The organism is Nocardia sp. MH4 (assembly GCF_019266065.1).
GTDB classification, from domain to species: Bacteria; Actinomycetota; Actinomycetes; order Mycobacteriales; family Mycobacteriaceae; genus Nocardia; species Nocardia canadensis.
Window position 1 is genome coordinate 632 of record NZ_LPNR01000114.1, and the last position, 16,346, is coordinate 16,977.

The following is a 16,346-nucleotide window of genomic DNA, read 5'->3' on the forward strand; positions in this document are numbered from 1 at the left end:
TTGGCCTGCTCGGCCCAGAAACCGTCACGATCGGTGCCGGCCCGCTCGGCCAGCGAGGCATCGGCATTCGCCTGCGCGACGAACTCCGCGGTGGGCGGGTAGCTGGTCGCGTGGTCGGGCCGGGTGGGGTCGGTGACTGCACCGGTCACAAGAGATCTCCTTCGAACAACAGGGGTGAAACCCGTGCCGGTGGTGGGAAACCACCGGCACGGGCAGGGCAACGTCAGTGCGAGATCGCCTTCTCCGCACCGACGCCGGTCAGGGCGCGCACTTCCATCTCCGCGGCCTTGGCGGTGTCGACCTGCTCGCCACGGCCACCGACGAAGGTGCCGATCACGCCGAGCGCGAAGGCCAGCGGGATGGACACGATGCCGGGGTTGGACAGCGGGAACCAGTGGAAATCGGTTCCGGTGATCATCGAGGTCTTGGTGCCCGACACCGCCGGGGAGAACACGATGAGCACGATCGTCGAGATCAGGCCGCCGTACATCGACCACAGCGCGCCGGTGGTGTTGAAGCGCTTCCAGAACAGCGAGTACAGGATCGTCGGCAGGTTCGCCGCCGCCGCCACCGCGAACGCCAGCGCCACCAGGAACGCGATGTTCTGGCCGTTGGCGAGGATGCCGAGCCCGATCGCGAGCACACCGATCACCACGGCGGTGATCCGCGAGACCCGCACCTGCTTGCGCTCGTCGACCTTGCCCTTCTTGATCACGCTGGCGTAGATGTCGTGGGCGAACGAGGCCGAGGCCGTGATCGTCAGACCGGCGACGACCGCCAGGATGGTCGCGAACGCGACCGCCGAGATCACACCGAGCAGGATCACACCGCCGAGTTCGAACGCCAGCAGCGGGGCCGCCGAGTTCTGGCCACCGGCCGCGGCCAGGATCTTGTCCGGGCCGACGATGGCCGCCGCGCCGTACCCGAGCACCAGGGTGAACAGGTAGAACGCGCCGATCAGGCTGATCGCCCAGACCACCGAGCGCCGAGCCTCTTTCGCGGTCGGGACCGTGTAGAAGCGCATCAGCACGTGCGGCAGACCCGCGGTGCCCAGCACCAGCGCCAGGCCCAGCGACAGGAAGTTCAGCTTCGAGGTGTCGCTGCCGCCGTACTGCGCGCCGGGCGCGAGCACATCGCGGGCGGCGACGGCCTTGTTGGTCGACTCGCTCACCGATTCCTGGGCGGCACCGAGGATGTCGGAGAAGTTGAAGCCGAACTTCGCCAGCACCATCACCGTCATCAGCGCGGCGCCCGCGATCAGCAGCACCGCCTTGATGATCTGCACCCAGGTGGTGCCCTTCATGCCGCCGACCAGCACGTAGACGATCATCAGCACGCCGACGATCGCGATCACGACCGATTGGCCCGCGCGACTGGAGATGTCGAGCAGCAGCGCGACCAGACCGCCGGCGCCCGCCATCTGCGCCAGCAGGTAGAACAGCGACACGGTCAGCGTGGTCAGCGCGGCCGCGGTGCGCACCGGGCCTTCCTTCAATCGGAAGCTGAGCACGTCGGCCATGGTGAATTTGCCGGTGTTGCGCAGCATTTCGGCCACCAGGAGCAGCGCGACCAGCCAGGCGACGAGGAAGCCGATCGAGTACAGGAACCCGTCGTAGCCGTAGACGGCGATCGCGCCCGCGATGCCGAGGAAGCTGGCCGCCGACAGGTAGTCACCGGCGATGGCGATGCCGTTCTGCGGACCGGAGAAGCCACGACCGCCGGTGAAATAGTCGGCGGCACTGGCGTTGTTGCGGCTGGCCCGGATCACCACGACCATGGTGACCGCGACGAACAGCGCGAAGATGGCGATATTGGCGACGGGGTTACCCACCGTCGTGTCCGCGGCAAGGATGTTCACGCGCGGCCTTCCTCGAGAGACTCGCGAATGGCCGCGGCGCGCGGATCCAGCTCACGATTGGCGAAGCGGACGTAGAGCCCGGTGATGAGGAATGTGGAGACGAACTGCCCGAGGCCGAGCAGCAGACCCACGTTGATGTTGCCGAAGACCTTCGTGGCCATGAAGTCGTGCGCGTACGCGCCGAGCACCACGTAGCTGAGGTACCACAGCAGGAACAGCGCGGTCATCGGGAAGACGAAGCGGCGCAGGCGATTGCGCAGATCCTGGAACTGCGGGCTCGCCTGCACGGCGAGCCATTCCTCGGCACTCGGCGCGCGCCGGTCGGGCGCTTCTTCGGTATCGGTTTCGGTCATGCTCGAGGTCCTAGCGTGAGGGGGTCGTGCGTGGGATGACGGTAAGACGGCGAGCGGACGCGCAGGATGGTGTGGCCTGGGTCACTCGGTGAAAGCCGTCACATGTGCGGTGAACGGTCGCTGTGGCGCGACGAACGGTCAGCGCGAGATCACCGGTGGGCGGCCGATTCGGGGTCGCGGTCGGCGCTCATCCCGAGCCGTTCCGGTGCGTGCATCCGCAGGAAGATCCCGGCGATCGCGCGCTTGTCCTGCTTCCTGGTCAGCAGGCTCACCAGGATCGTCACCGCGAACGCCAGCGGCACACTCACCGCGCCCGGGTAGTCCACGATCGCCGAGGCCCAGCCGCCCGCCAGTTCGGGCGAGACCCCGCCGAGGACCGCGAGCACCGTCGCGCCACCGGCGGTGATGCCACCGGTCAGGAGTCCGCTCGCCGCACCCGCTGCGGTGAGCCCGCGCCACCAGATGCCCAGCACCAGCAGCGGACACAGGGTCGAGGCGGCCACCGAGAAGGCGAGCGCGACCGTGCGTGAGAGATCAAGGGACGCGACCGTCAGCGCCAGGGTCAGCGGGACGAGCCCGGCGACCAGCGCGGCGGCGCGGAAGTCCCGGATCCGGCCCCGCAGCACGTCGGTGCTGAGCACCCCGGCGAGGCTGACCAGCAATCCCGAGGACGTCGACAGGAACGCCGCGATGGCTCCCGCCGCGGCGAGGGCGGCGAGCAGCTGTCCGCCGAGGCCACCGAGCACCGCACCGGGCAGCAGGACGACGGCCGCGTCGGAGGCGCCGGTGATCAGCAGCTGCGGCACGTACAGCCGGGCGAAGACGCCGAGCAGGATCGGGAACAGGTAGAACAGGCCGACCAGCCCGATCACGGTCAGCGCGGTCCGGCGGGCCGACGGTCCGTCGCGGTTGGTGTAGAACCGGACCAGCACGTGCGGTAGCCCCATGGTGCCGAGGAAGGTCGCCACGATCAGCGAGAACACCTGGTACTGGGGGTGTTCGCCGCCTAAGCCGCCGCCGGGTGCCACCCAGCCCGCGCCGTCGGCGGGTGCGCCGGCGACCACCGGTACCGCCGATCCCGCGTCGAGGATCAGTTCGGTGTTCGCGGCCAGGGTGTGGTCGCCGGGGGTGAGCAGGACCGGCCCGTCCTCGCTGCGTCCGTCGAGGGTGCCGAACACGGTGACCTGCTGGGAGACATCCAGGTGCACCACCACATCGGTCGAGATGTCGACGGTGGTGCGCTCGGCCACCGTCGACGGCGCCGCCGTGCCGACCGGGCGTTCGTCGGCGAGGAAGTGCAGGCCCAGCACCAGCGCGGGCACCGCCACCGCGGTCAGTTTCAGCCAGTACTGGAAGGCCTGCACCAATGTCACCGATCGCATGCCGCCGCCGATCACATTCGCCAGCACGATCATCCCGACCGCGACGGCGCCCACCCAGGACGGCGCGCCGAGCAGGATGTGCAGCGTGAGCCCGGCGCCCTGGAACTGCGGGATCAGATACACCGCGCAGACGACGACGACCAGCCCGGCGGCCATGCGCCGCAACCGGATCGAGCCCAGCCGGAACTCCGCGAAGTCGGGGACCGTGTACGCGCCGGAGCGGCGCAGGGGAGCGGCGACGAACATCAGCAGCCCGAGGTAGCCCGCGGTGAAGCCCACCGGATACCACAGCGCGTCGGTCCCGTACTTGGCGATGAGCCCGGCGACGCCGAGAAACGACGCGGCGGACAGGTATTCGCCCGAGATCGCCGCCGCGTTCCACCGGGAGCCGACCGTGCGGGAGGCGACCAGGAAGTCGGAGGTGGTGCGCGAGAGGCGAACTCCGTAGAAGCCGATGCCGATCGTGGCGAGAGCCGCCAACACGAGGGCGGTCACGGTGAGGGCGGGATTGCCGACGCTCATCGGGGGCATCCGGGCGGCGCCGAGGTCACGCGGGGCGGGGTCGGGCCGTCGGCCTCGCGCGGAATTGTCGCGCCGGTGGTGGTCCGCGGCGCAGGCACGGCGGTGAGGTCGCGGGCGGTCATGTTCAGTCCCCGGCCAGTTCGAGGAAGTCGTCTTCGTTGCGCTGGGCAAGGCGCACGTACAGCCGTCCCACCGCGTAGAGCGTGGGGAACGCGAGGAAACCGAGAATCAGCCAGGGCAGCCGGATGCCGAGGACGGTCGTCTCGGCCACGGCATCGATGCCGAACAGCACCGGCAGCGTGCCGAACCCGGCGACGACGACCAGGCCGAGGCGCAGTGCCAGGCCGAGTTGCGCGCGGATCAGACCGCTGATGAGGGCGGCGCCGAGATCGGTCTGCTCGACCACTTCGGTGCGCGTGCGGACCTGCCGCGCGCCCCGCCGCTGCGCCAGCACCACGCGCTCGCGGGGCGGGCGCTGCGGTCCGGTCATCGCTGCGACCAGTTCTGTCGTGGGCCGTGCACCAGCCGCTGCTTGAGTTCGCGTACCTGCCGTCGGCTCACCGGCAGTTCCACCGCCCCGGCCGCGCCCTCGGCCCGCAGACACACCACCGTGCCGGTGCCCACGCTGCGCAGCCCGGTGACCAGGCGTAACGCCACCAGGTACGAGCGGTGCACGCGCAGGAACCCGGCGTCCGCCCATCGTGCCTCGAGCGCCGAGAGCGGAATCCGCACCAGGTGCGATCCGGTGCCGGTGTGCAACCGCGCGTAATCGCCGTCGGCCTCGACCCAGGCGACATCGGCCCGGTTCACCAGGGTCGTGACCCCGCCGAGCTCCACCGGGATCACCTCGCTCGGATGCGCCGGTTCCGGCGGTGTCGCCGCGGGCGCCGACACCCTGGCGGCGAGAATCCGCCGCACCGCCTCCGCCAGTCGCGCCGCGCGCAACGGCTTCAGCAGATAGTCGACGGCCCCGAGGTCGAACGCCGCCACCGCGTGATCGTCGTGCGCGGTCACGAACACCACCGCGGGCGGCTCCGCGAACTCCGACAGGATCCCCGCCAGCTCCATCCCCGTGAGCCCCGGCATATCGATGTCGAGGAACACCGCGTCGATCGGATGGGCCCGCAACAACCGCAGCGCACTGGTCGACTCGCTCGCCCGATGGATCTCCCCGACCCCGGCCTGCGCGCTCAGCAGGTACACGAGCTCGTCGAGCGCGGGCTTCTCGTCATCGACAGCGAGCACCCGCAGCGCGGTCGGTGATTCTTCGGTGGTCCAGGTCACAGCCCATCCATGGTAGCGGCACGTGGACGCGCGGCGTACCCGGACAGCGGCCAGGTCTTCGGGCCGGTTCGCCCACCGACCTGCGCCGCATCACCCTGCCTCGGGTCAGGAACCGGAACCGGTGGAGGGCAAGCCACCCCCGCGGGGCAGGCCCGGGTACTGGGCGAAGACCCAGTTGTCGGCTTCGGTGACGAGGGCGGGGGCGACCCCCGCGATCGCCGAGCCGCCGTCGCTGTTGAGGACGGTGATGATCTGCGGGCCCGCGGCCGTACCGGTCACGTAGGGGCCGCCGCTGGATCCGCCACCGACGTGGCACTCGGACTGGTCGGTGACCCGGTGTACGGCGGCGCGGCCCCGGCCGGGGTAATAGGTGTAATCGCCCACGCACGCCGACATCAGCACGGCGTTGTACGGTGCGGGACCGGGGTAGCCGAGCAGTGTCGACTGGACCGACTGGCTGCTCGACAGTGCCGGGTGCACCTTCAGGCCGCCACCGGTGGCCGCCGAGACGACGCGGTTGCCCTCGGCGGGGCGGATCGCGAGCACGGCGACATCGGGAACGCTGCCGTCCACGGGGATCTCGGAGGTGAAGGCCCTGTCGACCACCCAGTCACCGTGGGGGCGCTGCCCGTCGTGCCAGGCCGGGGTGAATGTCGCCTTGCCGGCCGCGATCAGCGCCGCGTCGTTGTCGATGCAGTGACGCGCGGTGATCGCCAAGGCGCCGCTCGGACTGTCGAGCACCGTCGCGGTGCACAGCCCGCCGGTGGTGAGCCTGCCGACCTTGCGGGTCACCTCGTTGCCGGTGTAGGGCGCGGAGACGAAATAGCCGCCCTTACCGTTGGTTTTCAGTGATCCGTCGTCGTTCTTCACCAGCCGGCTGTAGAGCAGCGAGCCACTGGGATCCGGTTGCACGGCACTGTCGGCCGTGGCGTGGGGGATCCCCCCGAGCGTGCAGGCGGCGATCGTGACCGCGGCCGCGGCGAGCCGCTGCCCTGTCCGACGAATCTTGTTCACAGCGAATCCTGTTCGATGTCGGCGCGGTCGCCGACGCAGCCAGGTCGGCAACGCCGCGCAAGGGGTGGAAGCCCGCGGGGCGCCGTCGTCACCCCAGCGCCCAGTGGGTGAACGAGATGTTAGCTGTGAACAGGCGTCACAGTATCGGTTTCCGAAACAGATATGTTTAAGAGTTTGTGACGAGCGTGCGATCATCCGCGATCCGCCCGTCCGGGAACCCGGTCGTTCAGGCGCGGATGCCCGCACGGAATTTGGGGACGCGCATGCTGACCTTGGTGCCCGCCCCGGGGGCGGTGTCCACGACCAGCCCGTAGTCGTTGCCGAAGGCGGCGCGCAGGCGGTCGTCGACGTTGGCGAGGCCGACGTGGGCGGCTTCGCCGGTGCGGGCGGGGCCGGTGCCGGTGTCGACGGCGTCGAGGGCGCCCGAGCGCAGGAGTTCGGGGTCCATGCCGATGCCGTCGTCCTCGACGCTGATCAGGCAGTCGGTGCCCTCGTCGCCGGCGACGATGCTCAAGTGCCCGCCGCGACCGCCGCCGCCGAGGCCGTGCCGCACCGCGTTCTCCACCAGCGGTTGCAGGGCCAGGAACGGCAGCACCACGCCGAGTACCTCGGGTGCGATCTGCAACCGCACGTCGAGTGCGTCGCCGAAGCGGGCCTGTTCCAGCGCGAGGTAGCGCTCGATATTGCGCAGTTCGTCGGCGAGGACGGTGAATTCGCCCGCGGCGCGGAACGAATAGCGGGTGAAGTCGGCGAATTCGAGGATGAGTTCGCGGGCCCGGTCGGGATCGGTGCGGACGAAGGAGGCGATCGTATTGAGCGCGTTGTAGATGAAATGCGGACTGATCTGCGCCCGCAGCGCCCGCAGTTCGGCCCGGTCGACCCGGGCCCTCGAGGCGTCCAGCTCGGCCAGCTCCAGCTGCCCGCACGCATACCGGGCGACCTCACCCGCCGCCCCGAGCATGCCGGGTCCCGGCTTCCCGGTGGTCACCATCCCGAGTGCCCCCACCGCCGCCCCTGTCTCGATCAGCAGCGGCTGCGCGATGAGCGAATGCTCGTCCCCACCGACCAGCACCGCCCGTTCGTCGGCGATCGCCCGCCGCGCCGCCTCGGCGAACGCCTCGACCATCTCCGGATGCGGCCCATCCCACGCCAGCAGCGTCGCCTCCGCGTCCACCACTCCCAGCGCCTCGGCCCCGGCCAGCGCCCGCAGATGCGGCGCCGCCTCCCGCGCCGCCTCCGCCGTCAACCCCCGCCGCAACGGCACCGCCGCCAGCGACGCGGTATGCAACGCCTGATGAACGGCCCGCTGGGCAGGCGTGGTCACCACCCGCTGCGTCCGTCGCCACACCAGCCAGGCGGTGGCCACGACGATCACCACACCGGCCAGCGCCACCGCTGTGGTCGTCACCGTGCACTCCTGTCCGCTCGCATCCGGCGATTATCGCCGCAGTTCGCCGTCGCGCGCCGATGCGCGCGCCCGGTGCCCGCGCGCCCCGGTGAACCAGCGGAAAACAGACGTTGCCGAGGACTCGCCGGTGACCTTCGCCACGACACGCCGCAACCGTCCAGCACGGGGGCGGGGTGCCCGTGTGGCACGCGAAATGTTGTCGGACCCACGTGCCTAGAATGCCTAGGCCAACCCCCGTCGACACCCTGGGAGGAAGGACCGTCTTGGCTCCGTCCGGATCGTTCGTTCACCTGCACAACCACACCGAGTACTCCATGCTCGATGGTGCGGCGAAGATTTCGCCGCTGTTCGCGGAGGCGGAACGGCTGGGCATGACCGCCGTCGGCATGACCGACCACGGCAACATGTACGGCGCCTCGGAGTTCTACAACAGCGCCAAGAAGGCCGGCATCAAGCCGATCATCGGCATCGAGGCCTATATCGCGCCGGAGTCGCGGTTCAACACCAAGCGGGTGCAGTGGGGCGATCCTGGCCAGAAGAGCGACGACGTGTCGGGTTCGGGCGCCTACACCCACATGACCATGGTCGCCGAGAACGCGACCGGCCTGCGCAACCTGTTCAAACTGTCGAGCCTGGCCTCCATCGAGGGTCAGCTCGGCAAGTGGGCGCGCATGGACGAGGAGATCATCGCCCAGTACGCCGAGGGCATCATCGCCACGACCGGCTGCCCGTCGGGCGAGGTGCAGACCCGGCTGCGCCTCGGTCACGAGCGCGAGGCGCTCGAGGCCGCCGCGAAGTGGCAGGAGATCTTCGGCAAGGAGAACTTCTTCCTCGAGGTGATGGACCACGGCCTGTCCATCGAGCGCCGGGTCCGCGAGGGCTTGCTCAGCATCAGCAAGCAGCTCGACATTCCGCCCATCGCCACCAACGACTGCCACTACGTCACCAAGGACCAGTCGACCAATCACGAAGCGCTGCTGTGCATCCAGACCGGCAAGACGCTCTCGGACCCGACCCGCTTCAAGTTCGACGGTGACGGCTATTACCTGAAGTCCGCCGCGGAGATGCGCGCGATCTGGGACGCGGAGGTCCCCGGCGCCTGCGACAACACCGAACTCATCGGCGAACGCGTGCAGTCCTACGACGACGTGTGGGCCCACCGCGACCGGATGCCGATCTTCCCGGTGCCCGAGGGCCACACCCAGGCCACCTGGCTGCGCAAGGAAGTCCTCGACGGTCTGGATCGCCGCTTCCCCGACGGCCCGCCGCAGGACTACCTCGCCCGCGCCGACTACGAACTCGGCGTCATCTGCGAAATGGGTTTCCCCGCCTACTTCCTCGTCGTCGGTGACCTGATCCGCCATGCCCTCGAGGTCGGCATCCGCGTCGGCCCCGGCCGTGGTTCGGCCGCGGGCTCGCTCGTCGCCTACGCGATGGGCATCACCAATATCGACCCGATCCCGCACGGCCTGCTGTTCGAGCGGTTCCTCAACCCCGAGCGCGTGTCGATGCCCGATATCGATATCGACTTCGACGATCGCCGCCGCGGTGAGATGGTCCGCTACGCCACCGAGAAGTGGGGCAGCGACCGCGTCGCCCAGGTGATCACCTTCGGCACCATCAAGACCAAGGCCGCGATCAAGGACTCCGCGCGAGTCCTGTTCGGCCAGCCCGGTTTCGCCATCGCCGACCAGATCACCAAGGCGCTGCCGCCGCCGATCATGGCCAAGGACATCTCGGTCTCGGGCATCACCGACCCGGACCACGAGCGCTACAAGGAAGCCGCCGAGGTCCGTGAGCTGATCAGCTCCAACCCCGACGTCGCCAAGATCTACGAGACCGCGCGCGGCCTGGAAGGCCTGATCCGCAACGCGGGCGTGCACGCCTGCGCGGTCATCATGTCCTCCGAGCCGCTCACCGACGCGATCCCGGTGTGGAAGCGCGCGCAGGACGGCGCGATCATCACCGGCTGGGACTACCCGTCGTGTGAGGCCATCGGCCTGCTGAAGATGGACTTCCTGGGTCTGCGCAACCTCACCGTCATCGGTGACGCCCTGGAGAACATCAAGGCCAATCGCGGCATCGATCTCGACATGGATCATCTGCCGCTCAACGACCCGGCCACCTACGAGCTGCTCGCCCGCGGCGACACGCTCGGGGTGTTCCAGCTCGACGGCAGTGCCATGCGCGATCTGCTGCGCCGCATGCAGCCCACCGGCTTCGAGGACATCGTCGCCGTGCTGGCGCTGTACCGCCCCGGCCCGATGGGCATGAACGCCCACAACGACTACGCCGACCGCAAGAACGGTCGCCAAGAGGTCAAGCCGATCCACCCCGAGCTCGAAGAGCCGCTGAAAGAGATCCTGGCCGACACCTTCGGCCTGATCGTCTATCAGGAACAGATCATGCAGATCGCGCAGAAGGTCGCCGGGTACTCGCTCGGTCAGGCCGACATCCTGCGCCGCGCCATGGGTAAGAAGAAGCTCTCGGTGCTGGAGGAGGCCTACGCGGGCTTCCGCGAGGGCATGCTCAAGAACGACTTCTCCGAGCCCGCGATCAAGGCCCTGTGGGACACCATCCTCCCGTTCGCCGGCTACGCGTTCAACAAATCGCACGCCGCCGGCTACGGCCTGGTCTCCTTCTGGACCGCCTACCTCAAGGCCAACTACCCGGCCGAGTACATGGCCGGCCTGCTCACCTCCGTGGGTGACGACAAGGACAAGGCCGCGATCTACCTGTCGGACTGCCGCAAGATGGGCATCACGGTGCTGCCGCCGGATGTCAACGAGTCCGAGCAGAACTTCGCCTCGGTCGGCAAGGACATCCGCTTCGGTCTGGGCGCGGTCCGCAACGTCGGCGCCAACGTGGTGTCCTCGATCATCGCCGCGCGCAAGGAGAAGTCGAAGTTCACCGACTTCTCCGACTACCTGAACAAGATCGACGCGATCGCCTGCTCCAAGAAGGTCACCGAATCGCTCATCAAGGCAGGCGGTTTCGACTCCCTCGGGCATCCGCGCAAGGGCCTGCTGCTGATCCATTCCGATGCGATCGACGCGGTGATGTCGACCAAGAAGGCCGAGGCGATCGGCCAGTTCGACCTGTTCGGCGGCCTGGACGACGGCGACGACTCGGTGGCCTCGGTCTTCAATGTGAAGGTCCCCGAGGACGAATGGGAGACCAAGCACAAGCTCGCCCTCGAGCGCGAGATGCTGGGCCTCTATGTCTCCGGGCATCCGCTCAACGGCGTCGAGCACGTGCTGGCCGCCCAGGTCGACACGCCGATCCCGGCGATCCTGGAAGGCGACGTCAAGGACGGCGCGCAGGTGACCATCGGCGGCATCCTCGCCTCGGTCAACCGGCGGATCAACAAGAACGGCCTGGCCTGGGCCTCGGCGCAGCTCGAGGATCTCACCGGTGGCGTGGAGGTGCTGTTCTTCCCGCAGTCGTACTCGGTCTACGGCATGGACGTGGTCGAGGACGCCGTGGTGCTGGTCAAGGCGCGCGTGTCGGTCCGCGACGACCGCATCTCGCTGATCGCCAACGACCTTGTGGTGCCCGATCTCTCGGCGATCGGCGTGGCGAAGCCGGTATCGGTCGTGATGACGACCCGGATGTGCACGCCGGACAAGATCGGTGAGCTCAAGAAGGTGCTCTCGCGCCACCCCGGCACCTCCGACGTGCATGTCCGCCATGTCGGCGCGCGGGAGAAGACCACCCTGCTCAAGCTCGACGACAGCTGGCGGGTCAGCCCGTCCTCGGCGCTGATGGGCGATCTGAAGGCACTGCTCGGTCCCGGCTGCCTGGGCTGAGCCGGGCGCGGTGCTCCCGCGAGCACCGCGCGCCCCCGGCCGGTCGAGAAACGATGCTCATCGCCCGGCCGCGCAGGTCGGCGGGGACCGGGCTCGCCGCCGCGATCGCCCAGAAACCGGCGTCGACGAACGCGCTCACCACGCGCGTCCCGAACAGCATCCGGTACTCGCCGGTCAGCGCGCCGACGATATGCGCGGCCACCAGGACGGCGAGGAAGACCAGCAGGGTGTCGCACCGGGGCAGGCACAGCGTGACCACGGCGAGCACCGGTGTCCCGATCGGCATGCCGAGCGCGAAGCCCGAGATGACCAGGCCCGCAGGGGGAATGGAGACACCGAGATCGGCGGCGAGGTCGGTGAGCAGTCCGGCGAGTATCAGCTCGGAGCTGCCCTGGGCGAAGATCGACGACCCCAGGATGCAGAGGGCGGGCGGCACGGAGAGCTCTCTCTGCGGCGACGCGCATGCCGCTGATCGTCGCGGTCAGGAACCGGGCGAGGTCGCGGGCGGGGGTCGGTGGTGATCTCCCCGGCACGCTGCCCGTCAGTGATGGTGGCGGTGAGCGCGGCGAGGCTGCGGTCCTGGTCGGCGCGCAGCGTCGCCCTGACCGCGGTGTCGTGCGGGGCGAGTTCGACGGTCGAATCGAGCACCAGGCGGCCCGCCGGTTCGGCGTCCGGAGCGTCGGCGGCCTGGTCCAGGACCGCACGGAGACGATCGCGGGCCGGTGCGCCGCGGTCGAGGATCTCGAAGATGGTCGCGTTCTCGGTCGTCATGGAGCGCTGGAGCGCGCGGTCCACGTCGAGTTCCTTGGGACGGGCCATGACGGCGACCGTCGCGCGTTGTGGACATGTCAGTCCAGAACGGCCCCGGCGGGTGCTCATCGAAACCCGGCGGGCGACGAGCTAGCGTCGGGAGACGTGACGTCAGCGACTCGGCTCGATTCGCCACCACAACCCGCGCGGCCCGCGCGGCCGCGCCTGCGGGTGTCGCCGCGGGCCGTGCTGCTCGCCGCCGCCGCGCTGATCGTGGCGCAGCTGGTCCTGCGCGGCTGGGTCGCGGCGTCGGGGTTCTTCTACTGGGACGACTTCATCCTGCTCGGCGAGGTGGGGCGGCATCCGCTGTGGTCGGCGGAGTTGCTGTTCACCAGCCACGACGGACACGTGATGCCGATGGCGTTCGCGCTGACCTGGGTGGTGACCGCGGTGGCGCCGTTCGAGTGGGCAGTGGCGGCGGCCGTCCTGGTGCTGTTGCAGCTGCTGGCCTCCCTGGCCGTGCTGCGGCTGGTCGTCGTGCTGCTCGGGACCGGGCCACGCCTGCTGGTGCCGTTGACCTGCTACCTGTTCGTGCCGCTGACGGTGCCCGCCTTCGCCTGGTGGTCGGCCGCGGTGAACGCGCTGCCGCTGCAGATCGCGCTCGCCTGGGTCAGCGCGGACGCCCTGCGGCTCGTGCGCACCGGCCGCCGTCGGTACGCGGTGTCGGGCGCGGCCGGGTACGCGGTCGCGTTGCTGTGCTTCGAGAAGGCGGTGGTGGTGCTGCCGGTCGCGTTCGCGGTGGTGACGCTGTCGGCGTACGTCCGCGGGGAATCGGTGCGCGCGGTCGCCCGGCGCGGCGCCGCTCTCTGGACGGCGGCGGGCGGTGTGCTGCTGGCGTGGTCGGCGTTCTTCCTGCTGGTCATCCAGCGTCCGCGCGGGCTGTCCCGGCCCGAGCAGCCCACCGCGCTGCTGCGCCAAGCGCTCTCGGACGGCCTGGTACCCGCTCTGTTCGGGGGACCGTGGCGGTGGGAACGCTGGCAGCCCGCGACCCCGTGGGCCGATCCGCCCGGCGTGGCCGTCGCGCTGTGCTGGCTGCTGCTGATCGCGTTCGCGGCGTGGACGATCCGCACGCGAGTCCGGGTCGGCGCGGTCTGGGTGTGCGCGGCCGCCTACGTCGTGCTGACCGTCGCGCCGGTGGTGGTGCTGCGTGACGGACCGGGCACCGCGGCGCTGTTGCTGCAGTCCATCCGGTACTTCGCGGATGTCGCCGCGATCGCCTGCCTGGGACTCGCCCTGATCATGACCGCCGCGCACCGCGTGCCGCGTGGCGTCCACGCCGGTTCCTCGGTGGCCGATGACATGACGGCTCACGAGGCGGGAGAACGTCTCCGTGGCGGGCTCGCGGTGCGGCAGCTCGTCGCGGAGCGAGACGACGGTGATCGCGTTGGCTTCCGCGCGGTCGTGCCCGTGGCGGCGACCGTGATCTTCCTCGTGAGCAGCGTGTTTTCAACCGTCACCTTCACCCGCTCCTGGGAGCCGAGCCCGGCCCGCACCTACGTCACCGGGGTGCGCGCCGCACTCCCGGGCGCGGACGCGCCGCTCTTGCCGCAAGAGGTTCCCTGGAACGTGCTCAACCCCTTGGCCTTCCCACAGAACATGACCGACCAGGTATTCGCCGCGCTCGCCGGACCGGACACCTTCGCCCGCTCGACACCGCACCTGCGGATGTTCACCGACGACGGCGACCTCGTCGACGCCCAGGTGTGGTGGAACCGCTCGATCGTGCCCGCCCCGGAACCCGGCTGCGGCTACCGGATGACGCCGGGCGAGGCGCTCCGGCTGCCGCTGGACGGACCGATGCAGATCCGCGAATGGACCGCCCAGCTCAACTACCTGGCCGACCGCGACGGCGCGATCGCCGTCTCGTTCGAGGGCGCCGCCGAAACCGTCGCCGAGGTCAGGGCCGGACTGCACCCGGTCTACCTCCGCATGCTCGGCGGCGGCACGGCGCTGCGGGTCCGCGCGCTGACGCCGAACATCGAATTGTGCTTCGGCACAGGGCCGGTCGGGGTGGTGGCCCACGACTGACGTCGGCCGGAAGCCGGGAGCCCCACCGCGCGTGGCACCGGTCGCCCTGCCCGATGACCGCGCGCGTGCGATGCTGGGGCCATGAGGCAGTTTCGGGTCTGGGCGCCGGAGGCGGGGGCGGTGCGGCTGCAACTGGACGGGGTGACCCATGCGATGCGGCGCAATGGCGGCGGACGCTGGTCGGTCACCGTCGACGCAGGTCAGGGCGCCCGCTACGGGTTCCTGATCGACGACGATCCGACCGTGCTGCCCGACCCGCGCTCCCCGCGCCAACCCGACGGAGTGCACGAGCCCTCCGCCGTGCACGACCTGGACCCGGCGGCCTGGACCGACCGGAACTGGACCGGCAGACAGCTGGCCGGTTCGGTGTTCTACGAACTGCACATCGGCGCCTTCACCCCGGACGGCACCTTCGACGCGGCGATCGACCGGCTCGACCACCTGGTCGCGCTGGGCGTCACCACGGTCGAGCTGATGCCGGTCAACGCCTTCGACGGCACCCACAACTGGGGCTACGACGGCGTGCTCTGGTACGCGGTGCAGGAGAGCTACGGCGGTCCCGACGGCCTGCAACGCTTCGTCGACGCCTGCCACGCGCGCGGCCTGGCGGTCTGCCTGGACGTGGTCTACAACCATCTCGGCCCCTCCGGCAACTACCTGCCCCGCTTCGGCCCCTACCTCACCTCGGGGCGCAATACCTGGGGCGAGAGCCTGAACCTGGACGGTCCCGGCTCCGACGCGGTCCGCCGCCACATCATCGACAATGCCCTGCGCTGGCTGCGCGACTTCCACATCGATGCGCTGCGCATCGATGCCGTGCACGCGCTGGTCGACCGCACCGCGACCCACCTGCTCGAGGAACTCGTCGTCGAAACCACCGCGCTGTCGGCGCATCTGGGCCGCCCGCTGAGCCTGATCGCCGAAAGCGACCTCAACGACCCTCGCCTGATCACGCCGCGCGCGGCGGGCGGCTACGGCCTGACCGGCCAGTGGAACGACGACCTGCACCACGCCGTGCACACGGCCGTGTCCGGTGAACGGCAGGGCTACTACGCCGATTTCGGCTCGCTGGCCTGCCTGGCCCAGACCCTCACCCACGGGTTCTTCCACGCCGGCACGTATTCCAGCTTCCGCGGCCGCACCCACGGCACGCCGATCCCGCGCGCGCTGATCCCCGGCAGCGCCCTGCTCGGCTACACCTGCACCCACGACCAGATCGGCAACCGGGCCGTCGGCGACCGCCCGAGCGCCTATCTCACCCCGGGACAGCTGGCGGTGAAGGCGGCGCTGGTGCTGCTCTCGGCGAGCACGCCGATGCTGTTCATGGGCGAGGAATGGGGTGCGCGCACCCCGTTCCAGTTCTTCACCTCGCACACCGACCCGGTCGTCGGCGCGGCCACCGCGGCCGGCCGCCGGGCCGAATTCGCCGAGCACGGCTGGTCCACCGACGAGGTGCCCGACCCGCAGGACCCGGACACCTTCCTCCGCTCCAAGCTGGACTGGACCGAACCGACCAGGGAACCGCATGCCCGGCTGCTGGCCTGCTATCGCGCGCTGCTCGCTCTGCGCAGGAGCAGGTCCGAGTTCACCGACCCCTGGCTGGAACGGGTCTGGGCCGACTACGACGAGGCGAATCGCTGGTTCGTGCTGCGGCGCGGCCGGATCTCGGTGGTCTGCAACCTGTCCGAGGACGAGACGGTGATCCCGGTGCACGGCCGGGTGCTGCTCGCCTGGGCGCCCGCGACCGAATCCGGTGCGGGAACGTTCATCTCGGGGCACAGTTTCGCCGTGCTGGAAGAGGGCGACGGCGCGGGGACCGTGGTCACCGACTGATCCGCGCAGAGCACGGCTCGGCTACGGTCGCCGGTAGACCGTTGC

12 protein-coding genes are annotated in these 16,346 nt (G+C 69.9%); 3 read left to right on the top strand and 9 right to left on the bottom strand.

From position 1 onward, the window contains the following. Nucleotides 1-223 precede the first annotated feature (223 nt). From ATM97_RS25060 to ATM97_RS25090, 7 genes are all read right to left on the bottom strand, one after another. A complete protein-coding gene (locus ATM97_RS25060) occupies nucleotides 224-1,858 on the bottom strand; it encodes a cation acetate symporter (protein ID WP_218720647.1) in 1,635 nt (544 codons plus the stop codon). Continuing rightward, on the bottom strand, nucleotides 1,855-2,211 hold the full coding sequence (locus tag ATM97_RS25065; protein ID WP_218720648.1) for a DUF485 domain-containing protein: 357 nt from the start codon (nucleotides 2,209-2,211) through the stop codon (nucleotides 1,855-1,857). The genes ATM97_RS25060 and ATM97_RS25065 overlap by 4 nt, the downstream gene beginning before the upstream one ends. 149 nt (nucleotides 2,212-2,360) lie before the next feature. Next, on the bottom strand, nucleotides 2,361-4,115 hold the full coding sequence (locus tag ATM97_RS25070; protein ID WP_218720649.1) for a cation acetate symporter: 1,755 nt from the start codon (nucleotides 4,113-4,115) through the stop codon (nucleotides 2,361-2,363). 124 nt (nucleotides 4,116-4,239) lie between these two features. Continuing rightward, the gene (locus tag ATM97_RS25075) at nucleotides 4,240-4,605 is read right to left on the bottom strand and encodes a hypothetical protein (protein WP_218720650.1); all 366 of its coding nucleotides are present in this window, start codon (nucleotides 4,603-4,605) and stop codon (nucleotides 4,240-4,242) included. Then, complete coding sequence (locus ATM97_RS25080; RefSeq protein ID WP_218720651.1) at nucleotides 4,602-5,399, bottom strand: LytTR family DNA-binding domain-containing protein; 798 nt, start codon at nucleotides 5,397-5,399, stop codon at nucleotides 4,602-4,604. The genes ATM97_RS25075 and ATM97_RS25080 overlap by 4 nt, the downstream gene beginning before the upstream one ends. Nucleotides 5,400-5,504: 105 nt before the next feature. Continuing rightward, nucleotides 5,505-6,413, bottom strand: a complete 909-nt coding sequence (locus ATM97_RS25085) for a serine protease (RefSeq protein WP_218720652.1) — start codon at nucleotides 6,411-6,413, stop codon at nucleotides 5,505-5,507. A 226-nt stretch (nucleotides 6,414-6,639) separates the two neighbouring features. Further along, nucleotides 6,640-7,821 carry a sensor histidine kinase gene (locus tag ATM97_RS25090; protein WP_218720653.1) on the bottom strand — a complete coding sequence of 394 codons (1,182 nt, stop codon included), beginning with the start codon at nucleotides 7,819-7,821 and terminating at the stop codon, nucleotides 6,640-6,642. 218 nt (nucleotides 7,822-8,039) lie between these two features. Here ATM97_RS25090 and dnaE point away from each other — a divergent pair, with 218 nt between their 5' ends. Continuing rightward, a complete protein-coding gene (gene dnaE, locus ATM97_RS25095) occupies nucleotides 8,040-11,630 on the top strand; it encodes a DNA polymerase III subunit alpha (protein WP_218720654.1) in 3,591 nt (1,196 codons plus the stop codon). On the opposite strand, the gene ATM97_RS25100 is transcribed toward dnaE, so the two are convergent. Beyond that, entirely contained in the window at nucleotides 11,566-12,066 is a 501-nt protein-coding gene (locus ATM97_RS25100; RefSeq protein ID WP_218720655.1) for a hypothetical protein, read from the bottom strand. The genes dnaE and ATM97_RS25100 overlap by 65 nt on opposite strands. Further along, a complete protein-coding gene (locus ATM97_RS25105) occupies nucleotides 12,006-12,449 on the bottom strand; it encodes a hypothetical protein (RefSeq protein WP_218720656.1) in 444 nt (147 codons plus the stop codon). The genes ATM97_RS25100 and ATM97_RS25105 overlap by 61 nt, the downstream gene beginning before the upstream one ends. Nucleotides 12,450-12,545: 96 nt before the next feature. Between ATM97_RS25105 and ATM97_RS25110 the strand changes: the two genes are divergently transcribed. Both ATM97_RS25110 and treZ read left to right on the top strand, forming a co-directional pair. After that, nucleotides 12,546-14,468 (top strand): hypothetical protein, encoded by a 1,923-nt coding sequence (locus ATM97_RS25110; protein ID WP_308248609.1) that lies wholly within the window; start codon nucleotides 12,546-12,548, stop codon nucleotides 14,466-14,468. A gap of 81 nt (nucleotides 14,469-14,549) precedes the next feature. Next, entirely contained in the window at nucleotides 14,550-16,301 is a 1,752-nt protein-coding gene (treZ, locus tag ATM97_RS25115; protein WP_218720657.1) for a malto-oligosyltrehalose trehalohydrolase, read from the top strand. Nucleotides 16,302-16,346 lie beyond the last annotated feature (45 nt).